At 71.3% G+C, this 23,790-nt stretch carries 21 protein-coding genes; 16 read left to right on the forward strand and 5 right to left on the reverse strand.

Features of this window, described 5'->3' with window-relative positions; all coding sequences use genetic code 11:
* The first annotated feature begins 145 nt into the window (after positions 1 to 145).
* The 4 genes from ACFT2C_RS25960 to ACFT2C_RS25975 all read left to right on the forward strand — a co-directional run bounded on the left by ACFT2C_RS25960 (position 146) and on the right by ACFT2C_RS25975 (position 6,228).
* The gene (locus tag ACFT2C_RS25960) at positions 146 to 3,574 is read left to right on the forward strand and encodes a S8 family serine peptidase (RefSeq protein WP_377209984.1); all 3,429 of its coding nucleotides are present in this window, start codon (positions 146 to 148) and stop codon (positions 3,572 to 3,574) included.
* 62 nt (positions 3,575 to 3,636) lie between these two features.
* Positions 3,637 to 4,317 carry an alpha/beta hydrolase family protein gene (locus ACFT2C_RS25965; RefSeq protein ID WP_377209985.1) on the forward strand — a complete coding sequence of 227 codons (681 nt, stop codon included), beginning with the start codon at positions 3,637 to 3,639 and terminating at the stop codon, positions 4,315 to 4,317.
* Between the two features lie 287 nt (positions 4,318 to 4,604).
* Entirely contained in the window at positions 4,605 to 5,609 is a 1,005-nt protein-coding gene (locus ACFT2C_RS25970) for an isopenicillin N synthase family dioxygenase (RefSeq protein ID WP_377209986.1), read from the forward strand.
* A gap of 187 nt (positions 5,610 to 5,796) precedes the next feature.
* The gene (locus ACFT2C_RS25975; RefSeq protein WP_377209987.1) at positions 5,797 to 6,228 is read left to right on the forward strand and encodes a rhodanese-like domain-containing protein; all 432 of its coding nucleotides are present in this window, start codon (positions 5,797 to 5,799) and stop codon (positions 6,226 to 6,228) included.
* A 129-nt stretch (positions 6,229 to 6,357) separates the two neighbouring features.
* Here ACFT2C_RS25975 and ACFT2C_RS25980 read toward each other — a convergent pair whose 3' ends face one another.
* The gene (locus ACFT2C_RS25980; RefSeq protein WP_377209988.1) at positions 6,358 to 7,050 is read right to left on the reverse strand and encodes a response regulator; all 693 of its coding nucleotides are present in this window, start codon (positions 7,048 to 7,050) and stop codon (positions 6,358 to 6,360) included.
* On the reverse strand, positions 7,047 to 8,357 hold the full coding sequence (locus ACFT2C_RS25985) for an ATP-binding protein (protein WP_377209989.1): 1,311 nt from the start codon (positions 8,355 to 8,357) through the stop codon (positions 7,047 to 7,049). Before ACFT2C_RS25985 ends, ACFT2C_RS25980 begins: the two co-directional genes overlap by 4 nt.
* A 186-nt stretch (positions 8,358 to 8,543) precedes the next feature.
* Between ACFT2C_RS25985 and ACFT2C_RS25990 the strand changes: the two genes are divergently transcribed.
* Genes ACFT2C_RS25990 through ACFT2C_RS26005 form a run of 4 tightly spaced genes read left to right on the forward strand, consistent with a single transcriptional unit; the run spans position 8,544 to position 12,500 of the window.
* On the forward strand, positions 8,544 to 9,548 hold the full coding sequence (locus ACFT2C_RS25990; RefSeq protein ID WP_377209990.1) for a Bug family tripartite tricarboxylate transporter substrate binding protein: 1,005 nt from the start codon (positions 8,544 to 8,546) through the stop codon (positions 9,546 to 9,548).
* Entirely contained in the window at positions 9,545 to 10,150 is a 606-nt protein-coding gene (locus ACFT2C_RS25995; protein ID WP_377209991.1) for a tripartite tricarboxylate transporter TctB family protein, read from the forward strand. Before ACFT2C_RS25990 ends, ACFT2C_RS25995 begins: the two co-directional genes overlap by 4 nt.
* Positions 10,143 to 11,675, forward strand: coding sequence for a tripartite tricarboxylate transporter permease (locus tag ACFT2C_RS26000; RefSeq protein ID WP_377209992.1), 1,533 nt, complete (start codon positions 10,143 to 10,145; stop codon positions 11,673 to 11,675). Before ACFT2C_RS25995 ends, ACFT2C_RS26000 begins: the two co-directional genes overlap by 8 nt.
* 45 nt (positions 11,676 to 11,720) lie before the next feature.
* A complete protein-coding gene (locus ACFT2C_RS26005; RefSeq protein ID WP_377209993.1) occupies positions 11,721 to 12,500 on the forward strand; it encodes an SDR family NAD(P)-dependent oxidoreductase in 780 nt (259 codons plus the stop codon).
* 7 nt (positions 12,501 to 12,507) lie between these two features.
* Here ACFT2C_RS26005 and ACFT2C_RS26010 read toward each other — a convergent pair whose 3' ends face one another.
* Complete coding sequence (locus ACFT2C_RS26010) at positions 12,508 to 13,569, reverse strand: magnesium and cobalt transport protein CorA (protein WP_377209994.1); 1,062 nt, start codon at positions 13,567 to 13,569, stop codon at positions 12,508 to 12,510.
* A 60-nt stretch (positions 13,570 to 13,629) separates the two neighbouring features.
* On the opposite strand from ACFT2C_RS26010, the gene pyrE reads away from it, so the two are divergent.
* The 3 genes from pyrE (at position 13,630) to ACFT2C_RS26025 (ending at position 15,832) form a co-directional block, all read left to right on the forward strand.
* Positions 13,630 to 14,205, forward strand: coding sequence for an orotate phosphoribosyltransferase (gene pyrE / locus ACFT2C_RS26015; protein ID WP_377209995.1), 576 nt, complete (start codon positions 13,630 to 13,632; stop codon positions 14,203 to 14,205).
* An 82-nt stretch (positions 14,206 to 14,287) separates the two neighbouring features.
* Positions 14,288 to 15,016, forward strand: coding sequence for a hypothetical protein (locus ACFT2C_RS26020; protein WP_377209996.1), 729 nt, complete (start codon positions 14,288 to 14,290; stop codon positions 15,014 to 15,016).
* 39 nt (positions 15,017 to 15,055) lie between these two features.
* Positions 15,056 to 15,832 carry an HAD-IIA family hydrolase gene (locus tag ACFT2C_RS26025; RefSeq protein ID WP_377209997.1) on the forward strand — a complete coding sequence of 259 codons (777 nt, stop codon included), beginning with the start codon at positions 15,056 to 15,058 and terminating at the stop codon, positions 15,830 to 15,832.
* Positions 15,833 to 15,846: 14 nt separating this feature from the next.
* On the opposite strand, the gene ACFT2C_RS26030 is transcribed toward ACFT2C_RS26025, so the two are convergent.
* Positions 15,847 to 16,599 carry a VTT domain-containing protein gene (locus tag ACFT2C_RS26030; RefSeq protein WP_377209998.1) on the reverse strand — a complete coding sequence of 251 codons (753 nt, stop codon included), beginning with the start codon at positions 16,597 to 16,599 and terminating at the stop codon, positions 15,847 to 15,849.
* A 31-nt stretch (positions 16,600 to 16,630) separates the two neighbouring features.
* Between ACFT2C_RS26030 and ACFT2C_RS26035 the strand changes: the two genes are divergently transcribed.
* The 4 genes from ACFT2C_RS26035 (at position 16,631) to fbaA (ending at position 20,503) form a co-directional block, all read left to right on the forward strand.
* Positions 16,631 to 17,362 carry a TrmH family RNA methyltransferase gene (locus tag ACFT2C_RS26035; RefSeq protein ID WP_377209999.1) on the forward strand — a complete coding sequence of 244 codons (732 nt, stop codon included), beginning with the start codon at positions 16,631 to 16,633 and terminating at the stop codon, positions 17,360 to 17,362.
* Positions 17,359 to 17,976 (forward strand): hypothetical protein, encoded by a 618-nt coding sequence (locus ACFT2C_RS26040; protein WP_377210000.1) that lies wholly within the window; start codon positions 17,359 to 17,361, stop codon positions 17,974 to 17,976. The genes ACFT2C_RS26035 and ACFT2C_RS26040 overlap by 4 nt, the downstream gene beginning before the upstream one ends.
* Before the next feature lie 79 nt (positions 17,977 to 18,055).
* Complete coding sequence (locus ACFT2C_RS26045; protein ID WP_377210001.1) at positions 18,056 to 19,303, forward strand: MFS transporter; 1,248 nt, start codon at positions 18,056 to 18,058, stop codon at positions 19,301 to 19,303.
* 180 nt (positions 19,304 to 19,483) lie between these two features.
* A complete protein-coding gene (fbaA, locus tag ACFT2C_RS26050; protein ID WP_377210002.1) occupies positions 19,484 to 20,503 on the forward strand; it encodes a class II fructose-bisphosphate aldolase in 1,020 nt (339 codons plus the stop codon).
* 93 nt (positions 20,504 to 20,596) lie between these two features.
* Here the strand turns inward: fbaA and ACFT2C_RS26055 are convergent, their stop codons facing one another.
* Entirely contained in the window at positions 20,597 to 21,055 is a 459-nt protein-coding gene (locus ACFT2C_RS26055; RefSeq protein ID WP_377210003.1) for an STAS domain-containing protein, read from the reverse strand.
* A gap of 306 nt (positions 21,056 to 21,361) precedes the next feature.
* Between ACFT2C_RS26055 and ACFT2C_RS26060 the strand changes: the two genes are divergently transcribed.
* Complete coding sequence (locus ACFT2C_RS26060) at positions 21,362 to 23,671, forward strand: SpoIIE family protein phosphatase (protein ID WP_377210004.1); 2,310 nt, start codon at positions 21,362 to 21,364, stop codon at positions 23,669 to 23,671.
* Positions 23,672 to 23,790 lie beyond the last annotated feature (119 nt).

Consider the following 23,790-nt stretch of genomic DNA (forward strand, 5'->3'; position numbering starts at 1 on the left):
GGTCAGACCCGCAGGTCACCCGAGTGACCTGCGGGTCTGACACGTCCGCGAGCTTCTGACAGGTGCCCCAACCTGTCGACCGTTTTGTTCGTCTGCCCTCGTGCGGGCGGCACATGCCGCCCATTCCTCTCGAAGGAGACAGCAGATGCGCGTCAGAGCAGGTGCAGCAGCGGTGCTCGCCGCAGTCCTGGTGGGCGGGGGGACGGCGGCCTCGGCCGCCGGGCCCGGCGATCCGCCCGCCGCCACGACGTCCAGCGCGGCCTTCGCGACGTCCGGCGCTACGTCCGGTGCGGCGTCCGACAGCCCCGGAACCCCGACCTCGACCGTCACGCTGATCACGGGCGACCGGGTCACGCTCACGCAGTCGGACGGCCATCCCAGGCTGGTCGGCATCGAGCCCGGGAAGGGTCGCGAGGGGGTCGGCTTCCTCCAGGAGATCGAGAAGGACCAGCTGTACGTCGTCCCCACGGACGTCGCGGACCTGGTCCCGGATCGTCTCGACCGGGCGCTGTTCGACGTCGCGGGCCTGGCCGAGGCCGGCTATGCCGAGTCCCACCCGGACACGGTGCCGGTCATCGTGCAGGCGACCGCCGCCTCCGGTGGGGCGGGGGCAACGGGAGCGCGGACGGCGTCGGCCGAGCCCGACTGGGCGGGCCTGGGTATCAAGCCTGAGCGCAAGCTGGAGTCCGTCCACGCCGTCGCGGCCGACCTCGGCCGCGGCGCGGCATCCGACCTGCTGGCCACCCTCCACGACCGGTCGGCGAACGCCCGGACGGCGACCGCCGCCCCGTCGACGGCCGCCGCGCCGTCCGACCTCAAGGTCTGGCTGGACACCCCGGTCCGGGCCCTCGACGCGGACTCGACGCCCCAGATCGGCGCGCCCGCGGCCTGGGACGCCGGGTACACGGGCGAGGGCGTCACGGTGGCGGTCCTTGACACGGGCGTGGACACCACCCACCCCGACCTGGACGACGTGACGATCGGCTCGCGCGACTTCACCGGTTCGGGGAGCACGACTGACGGCTTCGGGCACGGCACGCACGTCGCCTCGATCGCGCTCGGGTCGGGCGACGCGTCCGACGGCGTGAACCGCGGCGTGGCACCCGGCGCGGACCTGCTGGTCGGCAAGGTCCTGGCCGACGACGGCTACGGCCAGACGTCCTGGATGATCGACGGGATGGAGTGGGCGGCGAACGAAGGCGCCGACATCGTCAACCTGAGCCTCGGCCAGTCCGGGAACTACAGCGACGGGACGGATCCGTCGTCCCTGGCGGTGGACACGCTGAGCGCCGAGTACGGCACCCTGTTCGTCATCGCCGCGGGCAACGAGGGGGAGTACGGCAACGGGACGGTGACGGCCCCGGGGTCCGCCGATTCGGCGCTGACGGTGGGCGCCGTGGACGACTCGGACGAGGTCACGTGGTTCTCCAGCCGCGGGCCGCGCGGCGGGGACAACGGCCTCAAGCCGGACGTGACCGCCCCTGGCGACAAGATCGTCGCGGCCCGCGCGGCCGGGACGGCGATGAGCACTGTCGTCGACGACTACCACGTCGCAGCCTCGGGCACGTCCATGGCGACCCCGCACGTCACGGGCGCCGCGGCGGTGCTCAAGCAGGCCCGCCCGGAGCTCACCGGCCAGGAGCTCAAGTCGATCCTCATGGGTTCCGCCCAGCACACCTCAGGGACGGTGTGGGACGAGGGTGCCGGGCGCATCTACCTGCCGACCGCGCTGGAGCAGCGGGCCGAGGTCTCGCCGTCGTCGCTCTCCCTCGGCACCTTCATGTTCCCGCAGCAGGGGGCGGAGACACAGACCCTCACGTACGAGAACCCGACGGATTCCGACGTCACGCTCGCTCTCACGCTGGACGTGACCGGCCCGGACGGCGAACCGCTGCCGACCGATGCGGCCACCCTCTCGGCAGCCTCGGTGACCCTGCCCGCGCAGGGCACTGCCACCGTGGACGTCACGGTGGACCGCACCACCGGCGAGCCGGGGCGCTTCTCCGGCGCGGTCGTCGCCACCGCGGCCGACGGCGCCGAGATCCGCACGGCGCTCGGCTGGTACAAGGAGGACGAGCACTACGATCTGACGATCGAGGCCGTCGGCCGGGACGGTGATGCGCACGACGGTCTGGCGGCCGTGCTGAACGTCGACGAGGGCTCCGCCTACGGCGCGGGCGTCGGTCTCGACGGCGGCACACGCACCGTGCGCGTTCCCGCCGGTACCTACTCGGTTCAGGGCCAGATGTGGGAAGAGGACTCCTCGGAATCGGTCACCGAGATGACGTTGGCCGTCGAGCCGGAGGTCGAGGTGACCGCAGATACCACGGTGGTTCTCGACGCACGCGAGGCGGAGCCGGTCACTGTCACCACGGAGCGCCCGGCCGACCTGCGGTCGGTCACTGCCGGCGTCTTCCGGACCGACGTGCCCGACAGGTATCTCGCCGGAGTCGGCAGCTCGGTTCCCGGCGACGCGGACGTCTATGTCACGCCGACCGGGCCGGCAACCAAGGGCGGCCTGGACTTCAGCACGGGCTTCTCCCTGGTGGCGCCCACCACCGGCGACAAGGCGCCCGCCTACACGTACGACCTCCTGTACGTCCAGGACTCCGTCGAGAAGCTCGCGTTCGCCGCGACGCCGGAGAACACCGCGGCGGTCCAGGTCGGCTATGCCGATCTCGGCCCTGGGGCCGTCACGGGAGGCAGATGGTGGGGCGTGGCCCCGAACAGGGAGTGGATCAATCACGTAGGGCGCTACCGCACCGCCGACGCCGGTAGCGTGCGTACCGAGTACCTCAGCGGGGACGTGGTGTGGGACGGCAGCACTCAGATCCTGCCGGACGACGGCTCCGAGCCGGCGTACTTCTACAGTGACCACCGGATGTTCACCCCGGGCGAGGAAGGCACGGAGACCTTCGGCAGCGCGGTGCTCAACACCCGGCTCCGGGCGGACGGCTGGTTCCAGACCCAGGACGACTCGCTCGCCCTGGTCATCCCTGGGTGGACCGACGGCGCGGGGAACGCGTCCTCGGGGCCCGAGCAGTCCGATCGCCTGCGGGTGTGGCAGGACGGCAACCAGGTGACCGACGTCGACGGCTACCAGGCGGACGTCCCTGTCCCGGCCGGCGGCGCCGACTACCGCGTCGTCCTGGACGCCGACCGGGATGCCACCTGGTGGAACCGGTCCACGACGTTGAGCACCGAGTGGACCTTCCACGCGGAACCCGGCGGCTCCAGGGAGAAGCCGGTGATCCTGCCCGTACTCGACATCGCCTACGACGTCGCAGGCATTGACCTCGCCAACAAGGCCCCGAGGCGGACCACCGCCACGGTGACCGTCGGCCACCAGGCCGGCAGCATGGGCGGCACGGTCGTCGGGGCCCGCCTCTGGTGGTCGCCCGACGATGGTGCCACCTGGCGCAAGGCCACGCTGCGCCGGACCGGTGCGGGCGTCTACACCGCTGACCTTCGTGTGCCGAAGGGCACGGGGCACGTCTCACTCCGCGTCGAGGCGAAGGACAAAGCGGGCAGCACGATCGAGCAGAAGGTGATCCGGGCGTACGGCGTCCGCTGACCACCTGACCACGGCGGAAACCCCGTTCTCGCCGCGGCGCGGGGTGTAGCCTCCTGCGCGACATGAGCGAGCAGACGACCAGCGGTGACGGCGAACTCGTAGGGCCCGACGGCGGCCTGCCGCGGGTCAAGGGATCGCACACCGGGAAGCCCCCGATCCGCGTGATCTTCGTGCCCGGGCTCGGCGACCGGCTGCCACCCCTGGTGCACCTCCAGCGCGAGGCGCTGCGCACCTGGCGCGCGCTCGGCGTGCGCACCACGATGTTCCGCGTCCGCTGGTCGTCGGACGCGTCGTTCCAGGACCGGCTGGACCGGCTCGACGAGATGGTCGAGCGCTACGAGCAGCGGGGCGAGCGGGTAGCGCTCATGGGTGCGTCCGCGGGGGCGGGCGCGGTGCTCGCGGCGTATGCCCGACGGCGCTCGATCGTCGCCGTCGTGATCATCGCCGGGAAGTTCCTCGAGCCCGAGGACATCATCAAGCCGGTGCTGCAGCGCAACGCGCCTTTCGCGCAGTCGCTGTCGACGGTGCCGAAGCTCCTGGAGGAGCTGGGCCCGGACGACCGCGCGAAAATCCTGAGCCTGCGGTCGGCCAGGGACGGCGTGGTCGACGACGAGGACACCCTGCTCGAGGGCGCCGTGAACGAGACGATGCGCGTGGTGGGCCACGTGATAGCCATCGGCTACGCGCTGATGTTCCGGGCACGCCGGGTCGTCCAGTTCCTGCGTGACGTCGTCACGGACTGATCGGACGCGGCCCGCGCCGTCGCCCACCCGGAGTGCTAGCGTTTCTCACATCGTGAGCACCTTCATCTGTACCTGCTGTCGCCGCTGAGCGGTCGCCGACGAGGCGACCCCCTTGGCGCGATTCCTCGCGCCGCCGACAGCAGTCCCCGCTCACACCGCATCCCGCGCACGCGCCCGCTCGCACGCCCGTCCTTCCTGGCGGGCCGCGAGCACGGCGGAGCTTTCGACGGATGCCGGGGCCGTCGCCGTCGGCGCACCCACCCGGCACCCATCGAAAGGACCCTCCCATGCCCGGCATCCCCGTCCTGGACCTCTCGCTGCTCGATGGCAGCCCCGACGACCAGGCGCGGTTCCGCGACGAGCTGCGGCGCGCCACCCACGAGGTCGGCTTCTTCTCCCTGGTCGGTCACGGCGTCCCGCGTGACCTGATCGACCGCGCCTACGCCACGGCCCGGGAGTTCTTCGCGCTTCCCGAGGAGCAGAAGCGCGCGATCGAGAACGTCCACAGCCCGCACTTCCGCGGCTGGACGCGCATGGGCGGCGAGCGCACGCTCGGCCGTGTCGACCAGCGCGAGCAGATCGACGTCGGCGCCGAGCGCCCCGCAGTCCCGGCCGGACACGGCACGCCCGACTACTGGGTCCTGGAAGGGCCGAACCTGTGGCCCGAGACGCTGCCCGCCCTGCGCGAGGTCGCCGAGGAGTGGCTGAGCCGGCTCGACGGCGTCGCCACGCGCCTGCTGCGGGCGTGGGCGGAGGCGCTCGGGGCGCGGTCGGACACGTTCGACGCCCTGTTCGAGCGGCCCTCGCCCCACCTGAAGATCGCTCGATATCCGGGGGTCGAGGCGGCCGCGCCCGCACAAGGCGTCGGCGCGCACAAGGACCTGGGCGTGCTCACCCTCCTCTCGGTCGAGGACGGCAAGGCGGGCCTGCAGGTGGAGAAGGACGGCGAGTGGCTCGACGTCGTCCCGCCGGACGGCGCCTTCGTCGTGAACATCGGCGAGCTGCTCGAGATCGCGACCGACGGCTACCTCAAGGCGACCCTGCATCGCGTGGTCTCGCCGCAGGCGGGCACCGAACGCATCTCGATCCCGTACTTCCACGGGCCGGCGCTCGACGCCACCGTCCCGCGGATCGACCTGCCGCCCGCGCTCGCCGCCGACGCGCCCGGCGTGACCCGGGACCCGGCCAACCCGCTGCACGCCGTGTTCGGCGACAACTGGCTCAAGAGCCGGCTGCGCGCGCACCCGAACGTGGTGGAGGCGCAGCACCCGCACCTGCTGCAGACGGTGTGAGCGGTTGGTCCCAGGGCAGAGGCTCTTCGCGGGGTCGTGTCACTGACAGTAGACAATGTGCGCTGACAGTGACACGACCCCGCGGGGCGTTGCCCCGGCGCGGTGCGTAGCCGGGCTTACGGACACTTCAGGGATCCGTGCGCGTCCGGATCTTGTCCGAGGGCCCCGGCGTCCGCACACTCGGGCTATGACGACCTCCCAGGACACCTCCGCCGCCGTCGCGCACTTCGCGGGGCGGCTCGCCTTCGAGACCGACGTCGCCGACGTCCATACCGCGCTCGCCGGGCTGGACGCCGCGGACGCCCCGTTCACCCTGGTCGACGTCCGGTCCCAGGAGTCGTGGGACCAGGGCCACGTGCCCGGCGCGGTGCACCTGCCGAGCGGCAAGGTGCGCTTGCGGGCCGAGCGGACCATCGACCGGGACCGGCCCGTCGTCACCTACTGCTGGGGCCCTGGCTGCAACGGGGCGACCAAGGCCGCGCTCGAGTTCGCACAGCTCGGCTACGAGGTCAAGGAGATGATCGGCGGCTTCGAGTACTGGGTGCGCGAGGGCTTCGCCTACGACACGGCGAGCGGCAGGGTCAACCCGGACCCAGACCCGCTCGCGGCCCCTGTCTGACGCGATCCGCACCCGGGCCCCACGCGAGGGTCCGCTTCGAGCACACGATCAGGCTTGGAGATCGCGCGGAAACCATGCCTCAGCGTGTTCTCGAAGCGGACTGTCAGTGTGCGCTTGGCCCTGCGCCGGTCACGCCGGGCGGTAGCGGTTCTCCGGGCGGCCCGTGGCCCCGTACCGGGGGGTGACCTGGGCGTATCCCTCGGCGACGAGGTGCTCGAGGTACCGGCGGGCGCTGACCCGCGACATACCGACGGCCTCTGCGACCTCGGCCGCCGACGCGTCCGCACTCACCACCCCGCACAGCCGCCCCAGCGCCTCCTGGACCAGGGTGCGGCTCCGCTCGGACAGCCCCTTCGGCGGCAGCGCGGTGGGGGACCGCGGTCCCGCGAGGAGCTGGTCCACCTCGTCCTGGTCGAGCGTGTCCTGGGCGCGGCGCACGTCCTCGCGCCGCTGCCAGACCTCGTCGAGCCGTTCGCGCAGCGCGGCGGCGGTGAACGGCTTGACCAGGTAGGCGAGCACGCCGCCGGCCATGGCCTGCCGCACGCTGTCGAGCTCGCGGGCCGCGGTGGTGGCGACGACGTCGATGGGCGGGCCGGGCAGCAGCCGCAGCCGCCGGAGCACGTCGAGCCCGCCGATGTCGGGCAGGTGCAGGTCGAGCAGCACCAGGTCCGGCCGCAGCGCCGCCGCGAGGCGCAACGCGTCCGCGCCGTTGCGCGCCTCGCCCACCACGACGAACCGCGGGTGGCTCTCCACGAATCCGCGGTGCACGACGGCGACGGCCGGGTCGTCCTCGACGACGAGCGTCCGCGCTTGCTCCGTCATACCGTCGCCTTCCCGTGCCCGACGGCGTACGCCACGGCCCCCGGCAGCTCCACCGTCACCCGCGCCCCGCCGAGATCCCCGGTCGCGATGCCCACCTCGCCGTCGCGCCGGTCCACCACGCGCCGCACGAGCGCCAGGCCGATACCCCGGCTGTGCTCGCGGTCGCTGGGCACCTTCGTGGAGAACCCGGCCTTGAACACCTGGTGCTGCAGGTTCACGGGCACGCCGGGGCCGTCGTCGTCCACCTGGAGGCGCAGGTGCGCGCCGTCCACCACCAGCAGCACGCGGACGTGCCCGTCCGGGCCGGTGGCGTCGACCGCGTTGTCGATCAGGTTCCCGAGCACGATGAGCGCGTCGGTGTGCAGCGCCGAGGCCTCGGGGGTCGTCGGCGTGTCGAGCGCGGACTCGTCGGCGACGTCGAGCGTCACGCCGCGCTCGCGCGCCGTGATCGCCTTGACCAGGAGCAGGGCCGCGAGCTCGGGCGACCGTACGCCGGGCGCGACCGCCGACGAGGTGAGCAGCCCGCCGTAGCCCGACCGCTCGATGAAGGCGACGGCCTCCTCGGTACGGCCCAGCTCCAGCAGGCCCGAGATCACGTGCACGGTGTTGGCGAACTCGTGCGACTGGGAACGCAGCGCGTCGGTGAGGCCCCTGGTCTCCAGCAGGGTCGCGATGTCCTCGGGCTCGAGCAGATAGATCCGGCGGCGCACCAGGCGCGTCACCCACGCCGCGCACAGCACGCCGACCACCGTGGCGGCGGCGAGCGCGCCGAGCAGCCAGTTGTGGTCGTCGGTCAGGTCGGCGCGCAGCTCGGACTCGAGGACCCCGACGCTCGCGGTGCCGATGACGGGGGCGGGCGAGGCGTCGTCCGGCGCGTCCCCGTAGACGGGCACCTTGACCCGCCACGACGTGCCGAGCGTGCCCGTCTGGGTGCCCGTCCAGATCTGCCCGGAGAGCGGTATGGAGGGGTCCGTCGACACCGGCTTGCCGATCTGCTCCGGATCGGGGTGGGAGTAGCGGACGCCCTTCTCGTCGGTGACCACCACGTACGTCACCTCGGACGCCTCGCGGATCACCTCGGCGATCGGCTGGATCGTGGCGGAGGGGTCCTCGTCGTCGAAGGCCTCGTGGATGGCGGGCAAGCGCGCGACCGACTGCGCCACCCCGGTCATCCGGTCGACGTAGGCCTCACGGAGCTGCCGCTCCTGCAGGGTTGACGCCACAAATCCGGTGGTACACACGAGCACGAGCACGATGACGACCTGCAGCACCAGTAGCTGCGCCCGGAGCGTCATCGCTCTTCTCACGGACGCCAGTGTGCACCGGGTTATGGCCGGTGCGGTAGCCGGGCGGGCACGACCTAAACGACCACAACGTTCGTTGCGACCAGAACCGGGCCCCCGCGTACGCCGCTTCCTAGACTCCCGCCGCAGGTGAACCCGAGGGCCGGCGACGTAGCTGGCCGGGTACACGCATCCGCTCAAGGAGGAGACATGCGCATCATCCGAACCGGGGCTGCCCCCGTCGGAATCGTCCTGGCACTGGCCCTTGCGGGTTGTTCCAGCCTGGAGTCGGGCGGCGGCGGTGGCAGTGACACCGCGATCGACGACCTCAGCATCGTGGTCCCCGCCGGGCCCGGCGGCGGCTGGGACTCGACCGGCCGCGCGATGCAGGCCGACCTGCAGGAGGAGGGTCTGGTCGGCTCGGCCTCGGTCACCAACGTCGACGGCGCCGGCGGCACGGTCGGCCTGGCGAACATCGCCAACGCCACCGACCCGAACACCCTGCTGGTGATGGGCCTGGTCATGGTGGGCGCCGTCGAGACCAACCAGTCCCAGGCCCGGATCGAGGACACGACCCCGATCGCGCGCCTCACCGAGGAGCAGGAGGTCATCGTGGTCCCGGCGGAGTCGCCGTACGAGACCGTCGAGGACCTCGTCGCCGACGTCGAGAAGAACGGCAAGGACGTCACCATTACCGGCGGGTCGGCAGGCGGTACTGACCACATCCTCGCCGGCATGCTGCTCAAGGCCGCCGGCCTGCCCGCGGAGGACATCGCGAACGACCTCAACTACGTCGCCTACTCCGGCGGCGGCGAGTCCCTGGCGGCCCTGCTCGGCAACAAGGTGGACGCGGGCATCTCCGGCGTCAGCGAGTACGCCGAGCAGGTCGAGGCGGGCAAGCTGCGGGCGCTCGCGGTCTCCGGCGGCGAGCGCGTCGACGCGCTCCCGGACACGCCCACCCTCACCGAGGCCGGGTACGACCTCGTCCTCACCAACTGGCGCGGCGTGGTCGCCCCGGGCTCGATCGACGACGCCGAGAAGGAGGCGCTGACCGACGCCGTCACCGAGCTCGCGGAGTCGGACGCGTGGCAGGCCACGCTCGAGGAGCAGGGCTGGGACGACGCGTTCCTCACCGGTGACGACTTCGACTCGTACCTGACCGACAACATCGCCGAGATCCAGGTGGTGCTCAAGGACATCGGGCTCGTCGAGTGAGAACCGAGGACCAGGCACCCGAGGCGCCTACCGAACCGGGTGAGCCGACGGCGGAGGCCGGCCCTTCGCCGTCGGACACCCCGGACCCGGCTCCTGCCGATCCGCCGCGCCGTCGGTGGGGCGAGCTCGTGCTGGCCGTGGCCACAGCCGCCCTCGGGATCTACGTGCTGGTGGCCGCCGGGAGCATCACGGTGCCCGGCTCGACCAACACGCTCGGGCCGCGCGCCTTCCCCTACCTGGTGGGTGGGCTGCTCCTGGCGGCAGGGGCGGCGCTGGTCGTCCTGGTCCTGAGCGGCCGGGCCGGCGAGGAGGAGGGCGGCGAGGACGTCGACCCCACCGTCCGGACCGACTGGCGGACCGTCGCACTGCTCGCGGTCACCCTGGTGGTGCACGTGTTCGCGATCAACGTCATCGGCTGGCCGTTCGCCGCCGCGCTCCTGTTCGCGGGCTCGGCGGTCGTGCTGGGCGCCCGCCCGTGGTGGCGCGCCGCCCTGGCCGGGCTCGTGCTGGGCCTGGCCGTTCAAGTGATCTTCGGCGGGCTGCTGGGGCTGTCGCTCCCGCCCGGCCCGCTGCTCGAAGGGGTGCCGTTCTTCCATGGATAACTTCTCCGCCCTGCTGGACGGCTTCGCCACCGTGCTGCATCCCATGTACCTGCTGTACGCGCTGTTCGGCGTGTTCATCGGGACGGCGGTCGGCGTGCTGCCGGGCATCGGCCCGGCGATGACCATCGCCCTGCTCCTGCCGCTGACCTACACGCTGGAGCCGACGGCGGCGATCATCGTCTTCGCGGGCATCTACTACGGCGGCATGTACGGCGGGTCGACGACGTCGATCCTGCTCAACACGCCGGGCGAGTCGTCCTCCATCGTGACCGCCCTGGAGGGCAACCGCATGGCCCGTGCGGGCCGGGGCGCGGCTGCGCTCGCGACGGCGGCCATCGGCTCGTTCGTCGCGGGCACCATCGCCACGGTCGCGCTCTCGTTCGCGGCGCCCGTGGTCGCGAGCTGGGCCGTCCAGCTCGGCGAGCCCGACTACTTCGCCCTGATGGTGGTCGCCTTCATCACCGTGGGCGCGCTGCTGGGGTCGTCGGTCCCGCGCGGGCTGGCGTCGTTGGCGCTCGGGCTGTTCCTCGGCCTGGTCGGCACGGACACGCTCACGGGGCAGCAGCGCTTCACGTTCGGCGTGCCCAACCTGGCGGACGGGATCGACGTCGTCGTGGTCGCCGTCGGGCTGTTCGCCGTCGGCGAGGCCCTGTACGTGGGCTCCCGGATGCGGCACGGGCCGGTCGAGGTGATACCGGTCGAGAAGGGCTGGCGCACCTGGATGAAGCGCGACGACTGGCGCCGGTCCTGGAAGCCGTGGCTGCGGGGAACGGTCATCGGGTTCCCGGTGGGCACGATCCCGGCCGGTGGGGCCGACGTCGCGACGTTCCTCTCCTATGCCGCCGAGCGCCGGTTGTCGGGGTCTCGGCGCAAGGAGTTCGGCAAGGGCGCCATCGAGGGCGTGGCGGGTCCGGAGGCGGCGAACAACGCCGCGGCGGCTGGCGTGCTGGTGCCCCTGCTGACGCTCGGCCTGCCCACGACGGCGACGGCGGCGATCATGGTGGTCGCGTTCCAGTCGTACGGCATCCAGCCAGGCCCGCTGCTGCTGCAGAACGAGTCCGCGCTGGTGTGGGCGCTGGTGGCGAGCCTGTACATCGGCAACTTCATGCTGGTCGTGCTCAATCTGCCGCTCGTCGGCATGTGGGTGAAGGTGCTGAGCATCCCGCGGCACTACCTGTACGCGGGGATCCTGCTGTTCGGCGCGCTCGGCTCGTACGCGCTGAACTTCTCGCCGGTGGACGTGCTGCTCCTCCTGGTCGTGGGGCTGATCGGCTTCTTCATGCGGCGGTACGGCTATCCGGTGGCGCCCATGGTGATCGGCATGATCCTCGGCCCGATGGCGGAGGACCGGCTGCGCCGGTCCCTCGCCATCAGCCAGGGCGACCTGAGCTACCTGGTCACCAGCCCGTTCGCCGCCACCGCATACGCGGCGATCGTGGTGCTGCTGATCGTGGGCCTCTGGCTGCGGCGCAGGGAGCAGGCGTCAGGGGTGGCGGTGACGGCGGGCGACGGCGACGAGAAGTGACGGCGCCTGGTCGATGGCGGGTTGCCGGCCGGTAGGGTGCGAGTCATGAGCACAGCGCTGATCACCGGCGGGTCCGCGGGCCTGGGCCTCGAGTTCGCGCGGCAGCTCGCGGCGGACCGGCACGACCTGGTGCTGGTGGCCCGCAACGAGGAGCGGCTGAAGCAGGTCGCCGAGGAGCTCCGCGCCGAGCACGGTGTGGCGGTCGAGGTGCTCCCGGCCGACCTCTCCCTGCCCGACGACGTCGCGCGGGTCGCTGGGCGGCTCGCCGTCGTCGGCGGCGGGCCCGGGGAGGGGGACCTGCGGCCGGTCGGCCTGCTGGTCAACAACGCGGGCTTTGCGACGAGCGCGAGCTTCGCGAAGGGCCGGGTCACCACGGAGCGCCGCGGGATCGACGTCATGGTGAAAGCGGTGGTGGAGCTGACGCACGCCGCCGTCGGGCAGATGCTCGAACGGGACCGGGGCGCGATCCTCAATGTCGGCTCCGTGGCCGCCCTGACCGCCGGTGGCACGTACGCCGCCGCGAAGGCGTACGTGCGGACCTTCACCGAGTCGCTGGCGGTCGAGCTCAAGGGCACCGGGGTGACGGCGACGCTGCTGTCGCCGGGGTTCACGCACACGGAGTTCCACGCGCGGGCCGGGATCTCCGAGTCGGCGATCGTCCCGGAGTGGGGCTGGCTCGACGCGAAGGACGTGGTCCGGACGGCGCTGGCGGACGTGCGCCGCGGCGTCGTCCTGTCCACGCCGTCGGTGCGCTACAAGATGGCCGCCGCCGCCCTGCGGGTCGCGCCGCGCTGGGCGGTCCGCGCCGTCGGCAAGTACCGCTGACAGGTGGTCAGAGCCAGCCCACTCGCTTGAAGATCCAGTAGAAGATCCCGCCCAGGCCCACCATCGAGGCGAGCGCGAGCGGGTACCCGAACGTCCAGGTCAGCTCGGGCATGTGGTCGAAGTTCATGCCGTAGATGGTGCCGATCAGCGACGGCGCGAAGAGGATGGCGGCCCAGGCCGAGATCTTCTTCATCTGCTCGTCCTGCCTCATGCTGATCTCCGTCATCCGCCGCGACTCCTCGTTCTGCTCCTGCGTAACGAGAGTGGAGTGCACGTTCAGCGCGTTCGTCAGCAGCGACCGGTACGTGTCGGAGGTCTCCGCGTGCTTGATGGCGTGGTCGAGCACGTTGCGCAGGTTGCGCTGCAGCTCCACGTAGCGGTGGTCCTGCGCGGAGCCGGTGGCCGGCTCCCCGTCGCCCTCGCCGTCGGCGTGCAGCTCGCGCAGGATGTCGACCAGCGGGCTGGTGGCCCGCTGCAGGCCGATCACCTCGCGGGTCGCCTCGTAGATCCGCAGGGACACCTCGGGGTCCCGGGAGAACAGCTGGTCCTCGACCCGGTCTATGTCTCGGCGGATCCGGGCGACCACCGGCCGGTAGGTGTCGACCACCCGGTCCAGCAGCGTCGCGAGGATCGCCGTCGGACCGAGGCGCAGCAGGTCCGGGTCCTGCTCCAGATGGTCGCGCATCGCCTTCAGGTCGGGCGTGACGGACCGCCGGATCGTGACCACGAAGTCCGGACCCACCCAGGCATGCACCTCGCCGAACTCGACGCGGTCGATGTGTCCGTCGCCGTCGTCGTCGACGCTGCGCGCGGGATGCAGCACCAGGAACAGCACGTCGTCGTAGTGCTCGATCTTGGGGCGCTGGTGCGCATGGATCGCGTCCTCGACGGCGAGGGGGTGGAGCGAGAACTCGTCGGCGACGGCCTGGATCTCGGCGGGTTCGGGCCAGGCCATGTCGACCCAGGCGATCCCGCCGCGCTCACGGGTGACCTCGCAGGTCTCCTCGATGCCCGCCGGGTTCGCCGTGCGCTTGCCGTCCACGTACACCGCGTTGTCCATGATGCTCACAGCACAACCCTCCCAGAGTCCGGCGGCAACCCGGACCGGCGTCCCACGTACCCTTGTCCCGTGAACGCTGACTTCTCCCCGACCCCCCGCGAGCAGCTCGCGGAGCTCATCAAGGAGCTCGCCGTGGTGCACGGCAAGGTGACCCTGTCCTCTGGCAAGGAGGCCGACTACTACGTCGACCTGCGCCGCATCACGCTGCACCACCGGGCCGCGCCGCTCGTCGGGCACGTGCTCCTGGACCACCTCGAGGAGGTCGGGCTGGGCACCGCCGAGATCGACGCCGTCGGCGGGCTCACCCTGGGCGCCGACCCGATCGCGGACGCGCTGCTGCACGCCGCCGCCTCGCGCGGCCAGGACCTGGACGCGTTCGTGGTGCGCAAGGCGGCCAAGGCGCACGGCATGCAGCGCCAGATCGAGGGGCCGGACATCGCGGGCCGCAAGGTCGTCGTCGTCGAGGACACCACCACCACCGGAGGCTCGCCGATCACGGCGATCGAGGCGGCCCGCGCCGCCGGCGCGGAGGTGCTGGGGGTGGCCACGATCGTCGACCGGGCCACCGGCGCGGGCGAGAAGATCGAGGCGCTCGGCGTGCCCTACCACTACCTCTACGGACTGCAGGATCTCGATCTCGCCTGAATCCGCCCATACCGGTATGAGGGAGTCTCAACATCACTCCCACGTGCAGACTTTTCCGTAGCGCTACGGTATCTTTAAAGTCATGGGCACATTTGTCGCTTTAGTCCTACTTGTCGTCGGCGTCGTCGTCTTTACAGTTGCCGCCGCGCGAGTGATGAAGCGCGGGCGCTCGCAGGACGCCGCCCAGTGGGCCGAGGCGAACGGCTGGGAGTACGTCGGCAAGGACTCGGTGCTGGCCCAGCGCTGGAGCGGCCGGCCGTTCGGCATCGGCGTGGACCGCGAGGCCCGTGACGTCATGCGGGGCACCGTCGACGGCTACGAGATGGTCTCGTTCACCTACATCTGGCGCTCGGGGTCGCCCGACGCCGACACGCGCCGCGCCGGCCTGCGCCACACCGCGCACGTCGTCGCGCTCGATGCCCTGCCGGGCGAGCCGGTGGTCGACCTGTCGCCCGAGGGCCTGCGCGAGAAGTGGCAGAAGCTCTTCGGCGCCCAGGACGTCCAGATCGACAACCCGGCGTTCGACGGGCAGTGGCTCGTGCGCGCGTCCGACGAGGTGTTCGCACGCCGCGCCCTCGACGCGCGCCTCGCGAACATCGTCATGCTGCCCGACTTCCAGGGCTCCCGGCTCCGGATCGAGGGGCCGTCGGTGCTGCTGTGGCGGCCGGGCCGCACGGACGTGACGACCCTGACCGAGCGGGCCAAGCGCATCGCGGACGTCGCGCGCATCGTGCTGCCCATGGAGAAGGGCGGCCCGCGCTTCGAGACGGGCGGCACCGTCGACGGTTTCGGGATCCCGGGCCTGACCTGAGCGGCCGATAGGGACGTGACCGGCCGATAGGCTGCGCTCATGATCGAGCGGAAGACCGAAGCCTGGCTCACGGACATGGACGGCGTGCTGGTGCACGAGGGCACTGCCCTCCCCGGCGGCCCCGAGTTCATCAAGGCGCTGCGGGAGAAGGACCTGCCCTTCCTCGTCCTGACGAACAACTCGATCTTCACGCCACGTGACCTGCGCGCCCGCCTCGCGTACAGCGGGATCGACGTCCCGGAGGAGAACCTCTGGACCTCGGCCCTGGCCACCGCCCAGTTCGTCGCGGACCAGATCCCGAACGGCAGCGCGTACGCCATCGGCGAGGCGGGCCTGACGACGGCGCTCCACCAGGCGGGCTACACGCTCACCGAGTCGGACCCGGACTACGTGGTGCTCGGCGAGACCCGCACCTACTCGTTCGAGGCCATCACCAAGGCCATCCGCCTCATCACGGGCGGCGCCCGGTTCATCTGCACCAACCCGGACGTGACCGGCCCGTCGCAGGAGGGCCTGCTGCCCGCCGCGGGATCCGTCGCCGCGATGATCACGGCGGCCACCGGCCGGCAGCCCTACTACGTGGGCAAGCCGAATCCGGTGCTGTTCCGGTCGGCGCTCAACCTGATCGGCGCACACTCGGAGTCGACGGCGATGGTCGGCGACCGCATGGACACCGACATCCTGGGCGGCATGGAGGCAGGCCTGGAGACGTTCCTGGTGCTCACGGGGTCGACGTCGGCCGACGAGGTCGACACGTACCCGTTCCGGCCCAGCCACGTGGTGAACTCGATAGCGGACATCGTCGACCTGGTCTGACGGGCCCGGCGGGTCTACCCCGAGTGGGCCGGCCGCTTCGGGTCGGCTGCCGCCTCCGGCGACTTCGCGCGCTCCGCCTTCTCCGCGCGCCGCGCCCGCCAGATCTCGACGACCATCGGGATCACCGAGATGAGCACGATGAGGACGAGCAGCGCCTCGATGTTCTCCTTGACGAACGTGAAGTTGCCGAGCACGTAGCCCAGCAGCGTCACGCCGACCGCCCACAGCAGCGCGCCGATGGCGTTGTACGTGGCGAAGTGCCGGTACGCCATCTTGCCGACGCCGGCCGCGACCGGGGCGTAGGTGCGCACGATCGGCACGAACCGCGCCACGATGATGGTGCGGCCGCCGTACTTGTCGAAGTAGGCGTTGGTCTGGTCGATGTAGGACCGCTTGAAGAGCTTCGAGTCGGGCCGGTCGAAGATCTTCGGACCCGCCTTGCGGCCGATCAGGTAGCCGGTCTGGTCGCCCAGGAACGCGGCGGCGAACAGCATGAGGCAGAGCACCACCACGTTGATCTGCAGAGTGCCCTGGGCCACGAGCGCGCCCGCCGTGAACAGCAGCGAGTCGCCGGGCAGGATCGGGAACAGCAGGCCGGTCTCCACGAAGATGACGAGCGCGATTCCCACCAGCGCCGCGTCCCCGAACCGCTCGATGAGGTAGTTCGGGTCCATCCAGTCGATACCCAGCAGCTGCGGCATCGGCGCTGCGTGGATCGGGGCGGCGGCCAGTCCGGACAAGACTTCCGGGAGCGCGGTCGTCAGCATGGCGCGAGCCTACCGGGGCACAATGACGGGCATGACCAGCATGCGTCAGGCCAGGCCTGCCGACATGGCGGCCGGTCCTGCCGATCCGGCGACCAAGCCTGCCGATCCGGAGGCCGAGCCCATCGAGGCCCCGCAGGTCGGCGTCGGCCCCTGGGACGGACCGCCGCCCGACGACCCCCGCTACGACCCGGAGCTCCTCGCCGAGGGCGACCGTCGCAACGTCGCTGACCAGTACCGATACTGGTCGGTGGAGGCCATAGTCGCCGACCTGGACACGCGCCGGAACCCGTTCCACGTGGCCATCGAGAACTGGGCGCACGACCTCAACATCGGCTCCGTGGTCCGCACGGCCAACGCGTTCAACGCGGCCGGCGTGCACATCGTGGGCCGACGCCGGTGGAACCGCCGCGGTGCGATGGTCACCGACCGGTACCTGCACGTGGCACACCACCCGGACGCCGCGGCGCTGGCCGAGTGGGCGGCGTCGGGGGTCGCCCTTCGACAGGCTCAGGAACCGCCTGTCGAGACCAGGCTCCCGATCATCGGCATCGACAACGTGCCCGGCTCCGTGCCGATCGAGGGGCACGCGCTCCCGCGTGAGTGCGTCCTCCTGTTCGGCCAGGAGTCCACCGGCCTGACGCCCGAGGCCCAGGCGGCGTGCGACGTCGTCCTGCACATCACCCAGTACGGCTCGACCCGGTCGATCAACGCGGGTGCGGCGGCGGCGATCGCCATGCACGCGTGGGCCACGCAGCACGCATGAGGCACGAGATGGTCACGGAATACGCGATCGAGCTGCCGTATGCGTGGCCTCCGGCCCGCGGCCGGGTCGGCGTCTGGGTGGTGCGCGTCGTCCTGCTGCCGATCTTCGTGGGGATCGCCTACGTCTTCGCGCACTACCCCGTCGACAGGTACTTCGTGCATACCGAGGGCCGGGTCGTCGACGGGTGGGTGGCTGCGGTGGTCTCGGTCGGGCTCTGCTACTTCATGCTGATCAGCGACGGGAGCACCGTCCGGGCCGACAGCGTTCGCCTGTCGATCCGTGCGAGGACCAGGCAGCATGACTACTCCTGGGGCGACGTCGCCGCCGTCGGGCACTCCGAGACCGGCCTCGTCGTGACGGATCAGCAGGGCGAGCGCGCGACGATCGGGCTCACCGAACGCACCTGGCAGGCCAAGCTGGTGAGGCGAAAGTCTCCGATGGTCCAGCTCGCCGCTGACCTGGAGCGGATCCGCCTCCAGGTGCACGCGCCCAAGAACCTCACCCGGCAGGTGCGCGTGGGAACCGCCCGGCTGACCCAGGCCGAGTGGGTGTACGGGATCCTGGTGGCGCTGGGTGCGATCACCGTCGCGACACTGCGCACCCTCGGTGCCTGACCGGACGACGCTCCGCCTCTGACGGCGTTCCTGGGCGTAAACCATTGCCTCGGGCCAACAGCTCGGACAGGATCGTGGGGTGAATCCGCCTTCCCTGGGACGCGACCGGAACTTCCTCGTCTTCTGGGGTACCCAGACGTTCTCGGTGCTGGGCGACTCATTCTCCGTGATCGCCTTCCCGCTGCTGATGCTGGAGGCCACGGGTTCGCTGCTGCAGATGGGCCTGCTGACGAGCGTCATGGCGGCCGGTGCGCTGTCGATGGGGCTGGTCGGCGGGGCGATCGTCGACCGGTTCGACCGGCGTCGGCTCCTGATCGCCTGTGACGTGGCGCGGCTGCTCCTGTTCGCGGCGGTCCCGGTCTGCTGGGCGATCGAGCCGCAGACCTGGCTGCTGTTCGTGGTCGCGGGAGTGGCCTCGGTGTTCGGGCAGCTCTTCCAGATCACCTATATCACCGCGGTGCCGAACATCGTCGGCCGGGAGCGCGTGGCCGAGGCCAACAGCAAGCTCCAGGCCACGGCGTCGCTGGCCAGCATCGGCGGGCCGGCGCTCGCCGGGCTCGTCGCCGCGGCGCTCGGGGTCACCGCGGCGATCGCCATCGACGCGGCGACCTTCGGCGTCTCGGCGCTCGGCCTGCTCGCCGTCCGACTGACCAGGGTGGCGCCGGCCGCGGCGTCGACCGGCCGCTCGGGCCTGGTGCGCGACCTCCGGACGGGCTTCCTCACGGGTGCCCGGTTCCTGTGGCGGCACCCGGTGCTGCGGGTGCTCACCATCTTCCTGACGATCACCACGTTCGTGACCTACGGCCTGACCGACGTGATCATCTACCAGGTGCGGCACGGCCTGGGGCAGAGCGAGAACGTCGTCGGATACGTGATGGCCGCCGCCGGGGCGGGGACGTGCCTGGCGGCGGTCCTGTCTGCCTGGCTGCGCCGGAGGCTCGGCTTCGGGGCCTGCTGGCTCGCCGCCATGTCCCTGTGCGGCGCGGCGGGCGTGGCGCTGGCGCTGAACCGCGACGCGGTCGTCATGGGCGGCGCGGTCTTCGTGTTCTGGTTCGGGCTGATGCTGGCGGCGGTCTGCTCCATGTCGCTGCGCCAGCTCGTCACGCCCGATGCCCTGCTCGGTCGCGTCACCGCCGCGTTCTGGACGATCCACTACAGCCTGGCGCCCCTCGGCGCCGCGGTGCTCACGGGGGCCGCCGACCGGTTCGGCGCGTCCGGACCGCTGCTCGCCGTCGCGGTGATCTACCTGGTGGTGGTCGGCGTCGCCGCGTTCACGCCGATCCGCGGCCGGAACCCGGAGGAGCACCCCGTCGGCGCCGGGACCTGACCCGCTCAGGGCCCTCCGAACGGCCCGGACCGATGAAGACCACAGTGTTTCGGCCGTTCGACTGTCGAACGACCGCACACGGGTACCTGTGGATCGTGGCAAGATCGAGGGTGCATCCCCGGGCGGCCTTGGACACTCCTTTGCGACCGCCCACCTCACCAGTCGTTTGGAGTTTCGCAGATGCCCATCGCAACCCCTGAGGTCTACGCCGAGATGATCGACCGGGCGAAGGCCGGCAAGTTCGCCTACCCCGCCGTCAACATCACCTCGTCGCAGACCATCACTGCCGCACTTCAGGGCTTTGCCGAGGCCGAGTCCGACGGCATCATCCAGGTCTCCGTGGGCGGCGGCGAGTACGCGTCGGGCTCGACGGTGAAGGACCGTGTCTCGGGCTCGCTCGCACTCGCGGCCTACGCCACCGAGGTCGCCAAGGGATACGGCGTCAACATCGCCATCCACACCGACCACTGCACGGCCGACAAGCTCGACTCCTGGGTCAAGCCGCTGCTCGCGATCGAGGCCGAGCAGGTCAAGAACGGCGGCCTGCCGACGTTCCAGTCGCACATGTTCGACGGTTCCACCGTGCCGATCGAGGAGAACCTCGTGATCGCGGCAGAGCTGCTCGAGCTGTCGCAGGCGGCGCGCACGATCCTCGAGATCGAGATCGGCGTCGTCGGTGGCGAGGAGGACGGCCACATGGCCGAGATCAACGACAAGCTGTACACGACGGTCGAGGACGGCCTGGCCACGGTCAAGGCGCTCGGCTCGGGCGAGAAGGGCCGCTACCTGACGGCCCTCACCTTCGGCAACGTGCACGGCGTCTACAAGCCGGGCGCGGTCAAGCTGCGCCCCGAGATCCTGCTCGACATCCAGAAGGCCGTCGGCGCGGAGATCGGCAAGGAGTCGCCGTTCGACCTCGTGTTCCACGGTGGTTCGGGCTCGACGGCGGAGGAGATCTCCGCGGCCGTCGACAACGGCGTCATCAAGATGAACATCGACACCGACACGCAGTACGCGTTCACGCGCCCCGTGGTCGAGCACATGTTCAAGAACTACGACGGCGTCCTCAAGATCGACGGCGAGGTCGGCAACAAGAAGGCCTATGACCCGCGTGCCTGGGGCAAGGCGGCGGAGAAGGGCATGGCCGCGCGCATCGTCGAGGCCTGCCAGCAGCTCCGCTCGGCCGGCCACAAGATGTGAGTGGTTGCCCGCTCAGGTGATCGGTAAAAGGTCAGGTGATCGGTAGTTCGAACTACCGATCACCTGACCTTTTACCGATCATTCCGGAACGCGTCAGCCGCCTACGCCCGCCGGGGTGGGGGCGCCGCCCGACGGCGGGCCCTCGTCGTCCAGCTCGAAGCCCGGGTCCTCGTCCACGATGTCGAGGAGGTCGCCGATCCGGGTCACCTCGAGCAGGAAGCGCACGGTCGGCGGCGCACGCAGGACGCGCACGCGGTGCGGGCTGCGGCTCGCGAGGCGGGCGAGGAACGCGACGCCGGACGAGTCCATGAAGGTCACATGATGTGCGTCGATCTCGACCGGGAGGCGTGACTCCTCGGCCGCGGCCGTGGCCTCGTGCAGATCACCGCCGATGTCGGCGTCGATCTCCCCGGAGAGCACGATCCGGGCACGGGAGCGACCCACTATGACGTGGATGCTCGCGGGATCGCCGATCTCGGGGTTCTGATGGCCGGGGTCCTGGGGGCTCCCGCCCTGCGGACCGCGCGGGGGGTCGTAAGTTCCGTCCTGCACGGTTCTCCTTCCGGGAGCAGTGGTCGTGGCGCTGTGTCGGTCCGATGATAGAGGTTGGAGTTCAGATCTCGGACCGTCCCAATCTACGGTTGAATGTCCTGCTGGAACAGCACCTCGAGCAATAGATACCGTTGGGAGGGCATTTTGACCGATTCATCCGGTCTGACACCGTCCTCTCCTCCGCCGCGGCACCCCGGCCTCTCCGTGTTCGGCCTGGGCCCGACCCAGGACGGGACAACGAACGGTAGGACGAACGGGCCGCAGAACGGACCGTCGAACGGTAACGGCCGCGAGACGAGCCGGTCCGTGCCGCTCGCCGCCGCGAGCGTGCCCCCGAGCATCCAGCCGAACAACCCGCAGCTCGGCGCCCGCCGCGGGACGGGCGGCGAGCCGCGCCGGCACGTGTCCGCGACCGGCATCCCGCGCACCCTGCCGCCGTCGGTCGGCGACGTGGTCCTGCGCGCCGCGGTGAACGTGGGCATCCCGGTGTTCCTCACCGGCCCCACCGAGGACGGCATGCCCATGCTGTGGGCCAACAGCGCGTTCGAGCACTACGCGGGCGTGCGGTTCAGCGACTTCGCGGGATACACGGTGCGCCGGCTCGGCGAGATGCTCGTCGAGCCGCAGGACCTCGAGCGCATGACCGAGCTGGTGAACGCGGGCCAGGAGGTGCACGCGACGGTAAAGTCGCACCTGCGCGGCGGGACGCACGGCTGGGCCCAGCTCACGCTCACGCCGGCCCGCGCCGGCCTGGGCGACCACATCACGCACTGGGTGGGCTTCAGCGTGGACGTCTCCGAGCACATGGAGCGCCACGCCGCCCAGCTCGCAAGCCTGGAGGTCGAGCGGCAGCAGCGCGAGGACCTCGACCTCATCGCGCAGACCACCGAGATCCTGACGGACCTCGAGTACCCGTACGCCCTGCGCGACATCGCGGAGCTGCTCCAGTCGATGGTGCGCTGGGCGGGTTTCTACGTGAACGACGACGGCCTCAAGCACGCCGCCGGCGTCGACGTCGCCGCGCCGCCGAGCGGCCGCGGCCGCCGTCACGCCCGGTACATCGAGGGCGACAACACCGCGGACAGGGCGCAGCGGCGTCGACCCCAGACCGATGCCCTCGGCGACTCCGTGACCACCGGTCCCATGCCGATCCTCGAGGTCGTGGACTCGGTCCAGGACGTGCTCGACGGCGTCCTCGACGGCCCCGTCACGCTGCACCTCGACATCCCGCACGCGCCGCACTCGGCGTCCGGCTGGCTGCAGCGCGACCTCACGCTGCGCCTCGCGGACGAGCTGGGCAAGGCCCCCGACTCGGTGGTGGTGCACCCCGTGGCCGGACGGCGGGACGTGCTCGGCCTGGTCGTGATCGTCCCGGACGAGGACGAGTCGGGCGAGTACGTCGAGAGCGACGAGCCCGACACGCTGCGCACCGTGGTGGAGGTGGTGGCCCGCCGCGCCGGCAGCGCCATCGACAACGCGCGCATGTACGCGCGGGAGCACCGGCTCGCCGAGACCCTGCAGCGCGCCATGCTCCCCGAGCAGGCCGACGTTGCGGGCCTCGACGTGTGGACCTACTACGCCCCGAACGCGGAGCACGCGCAGGTGGGCGGCGACTGGTACGACGTGCTGCAGATCTCGCCGGAGCTCGTGGGCCTGGTCATCGGCGACGTCGTCGGGCACGACGTCGAGGCCGCCGCCACGATGGGGCAGCTGCGGTCGGTCGTGCGCTCGTACGCGTTCGAGCTGTCGACGCCGAGCCGCGTGCTCGAGCGCGTCGACCAGCTCGTGGCCGGCATGGGCATCCCGCGCTCGGCAAGCATGGTGTACGCCTCCCTGAAGCGCGAGGAGGAGCCCGACGTCTGGACGGTGGGGTACTCGCGTGCGGGCCACCTGCCGCCGCTCCTGCTGCGTGCGGGCGAGGTGATCAAGCTGGACGAGGGCGGTGGCGCGCTCGTCGGCTTCGGCTCGCGGGAGCGGACGACGGGCGAGGCCCGCCTCCAGCCCGGCGACACGCTCCTGTTCTACACGGACGGCCTGATCGAGCGGCGCGACCGGTCCCTGCGGCTGGGGCTCGAGGCGCTGCTGGAGACGGCGTCGGCCATCACGGCCCGCGACGCCGCGGGCGTCGGCGAGGAGCTGCTCTCCCGCCTGGCTGACGCGCCGGAGGACGACGTCGCGATCGTCGTGGTCCGCATCCCCGACCCGACCGGCGACGCCGGGGAGACCGCCCTGTCGCCGCGCTGGCGGCGCTGGATGCTGCCGAGCGAGCCGTCGTCGATCGGCCGGGCCCGGCACGCCGTGCTGCGCACCTGCCAGGCGTGGGGCATCGAGGAGTCGGCGCAGGCCGAGCTCGTGGTGTCCGAGCTGGTGGCGAACGGCGTGCTGCACGGCTGGGGCCACATCGCGCTGCGCCTGTACGACACGGGCGACGGCCTGCGCATCGAGGTCGAGGACAACAACCCGGCACCGCCGGTCGCCACCGACGGGCACCCGAACCGCCTGGGTGGGTTCGGCATGCAGATCGTGGACCGCCTGGCCGAGTGGGGCTGGCGCCCGTCGGGCTCGGGCAAGCTGGTCTGGGCGAAGCTCCGCCGCCAACCCACCCCGCCCAAGTAGGTAGGTCCGCGAAGTAGAGCGCCTGTCCGAGTCTCCCTGGCCGCACCAGGGAGACTCGGACAGGCGCGCGAATTTGGGGGCCGACCCGGTGGGGAAGGGTTTTTGGCGTGGGAGCGGGG

This window comes from Promicromonospora sp. NPDC057138, from assembly GCF_042670845.1.
GTDB lineage: Bacteria > Actinomycetota > Actinomycetes > Actinomycetales > Cellulomonadaceae > Promicromonospora.

Excerpts from the sequence above, each read along its gene's own strand:
- ACFT2C_RS26020 (WP_377209996.1), top strand. The coding sequence starts at position 14,288 with ATGGGCACATTTGTCGCTTTAGTCCTACTTGTCGTCGGCGTCGTCGTC.
- ACFT2C_RS26030 (WP_377209998.1), bottom strand. The coding sequence starts at position 16,599 with ATGCTGACGACCGCGCTCCCGGAAGTCTTGTCCGGACTGGCCGCCGCC.
- ACFT2C_RS26000 (WP_377209992.1), top strand. The coding sequence starts at position 10,143 with ATGGATAACTTCTCCGCCCTGCTGGACGGCTTCGCCACCGTGCTGCAT.
- ACFT2C_RS26040 (WP_377210000.1), top strand. The coding sequence starts at position 17,359 with ATGAGGCACGAGATGGTCACGGAATACGCGATCGAGCTGCCGTATGCG.
- fbaA (WP_377210002.1), top strand. The coding sequence starts at position 19,484 with ATGCCCATCGCAACCCCTGAGGTCTACGCCGAGATGATCGACCGGGCG.
- ACFT2C_RS25990 (WP_377209990.1), top strand. The coding sequence starts at position 8,544 with ATGCGCATCATCCGAACCGGGGCTGCCCCCGTCGGAATCGTCCTGGCA.
- ACFT2C_RS26025 (WP_377209997.1), top strand. The coding sequence starts at position 15,056 with ATGATCGAGCGGAAGACCGAAGCCTGGCTCACGGACATGGACGGCGTG.
- ACFT2C_RS25965 (WP_377209985.1), top strand. The coding sequence starts at position 3,637 with ATGAGCGAGCAGACGACCAGCGGTGACGGCGAACTCGTAGGGCCCGAC.
- ACFT2C_RS26005 (WP_377209993.1), top strand. The coding sequence starts at position 11,721 with ATGAGCACAGCGCTGATCACCGGCGGGTCCGCGGGCCTGGGCCTCGAG.
- ACFT2C_RS25975 (WP_377209987.1), top strand. The coding sequence starts at position 5,797 with ATGACGACCTCCCAGGACACCTCCGCCGCCGTCGCGCACTTCGCGGGG.
- ACFT2C_RS25980 (WP_377209988.1), bottom strand. The coding sequence starts at position 7,050 with ATGACGGAGCAAGCGCGGACGCTCGTCGTCGAGGACGACCCGGCCGTC.
- ACFT2C_RS25960 (WP_377209984.1), top strand. The coding sequence starts at position 146 with ATGCGCGTCAGAGCAGGTGCAGCAGCGGTGCTCGCCGCAGTCCTGGTG.
- ACFT2C_RS26035 (WP_377209999.1), top strand. The coding sequence starts at position 16,631 with ATGACCAGCATGCGTCAGGCCAGGCCTGCCGACATGGCGGCCGGTCCT.
- ACFT2C_RS25970 (WP_377209986.1), top strand. The coding sequence starts at position 4,605 with ATGCCCGGCATCCCCGTCCTGGACCTCTCGCTGCTCGATGGCAGCCCC.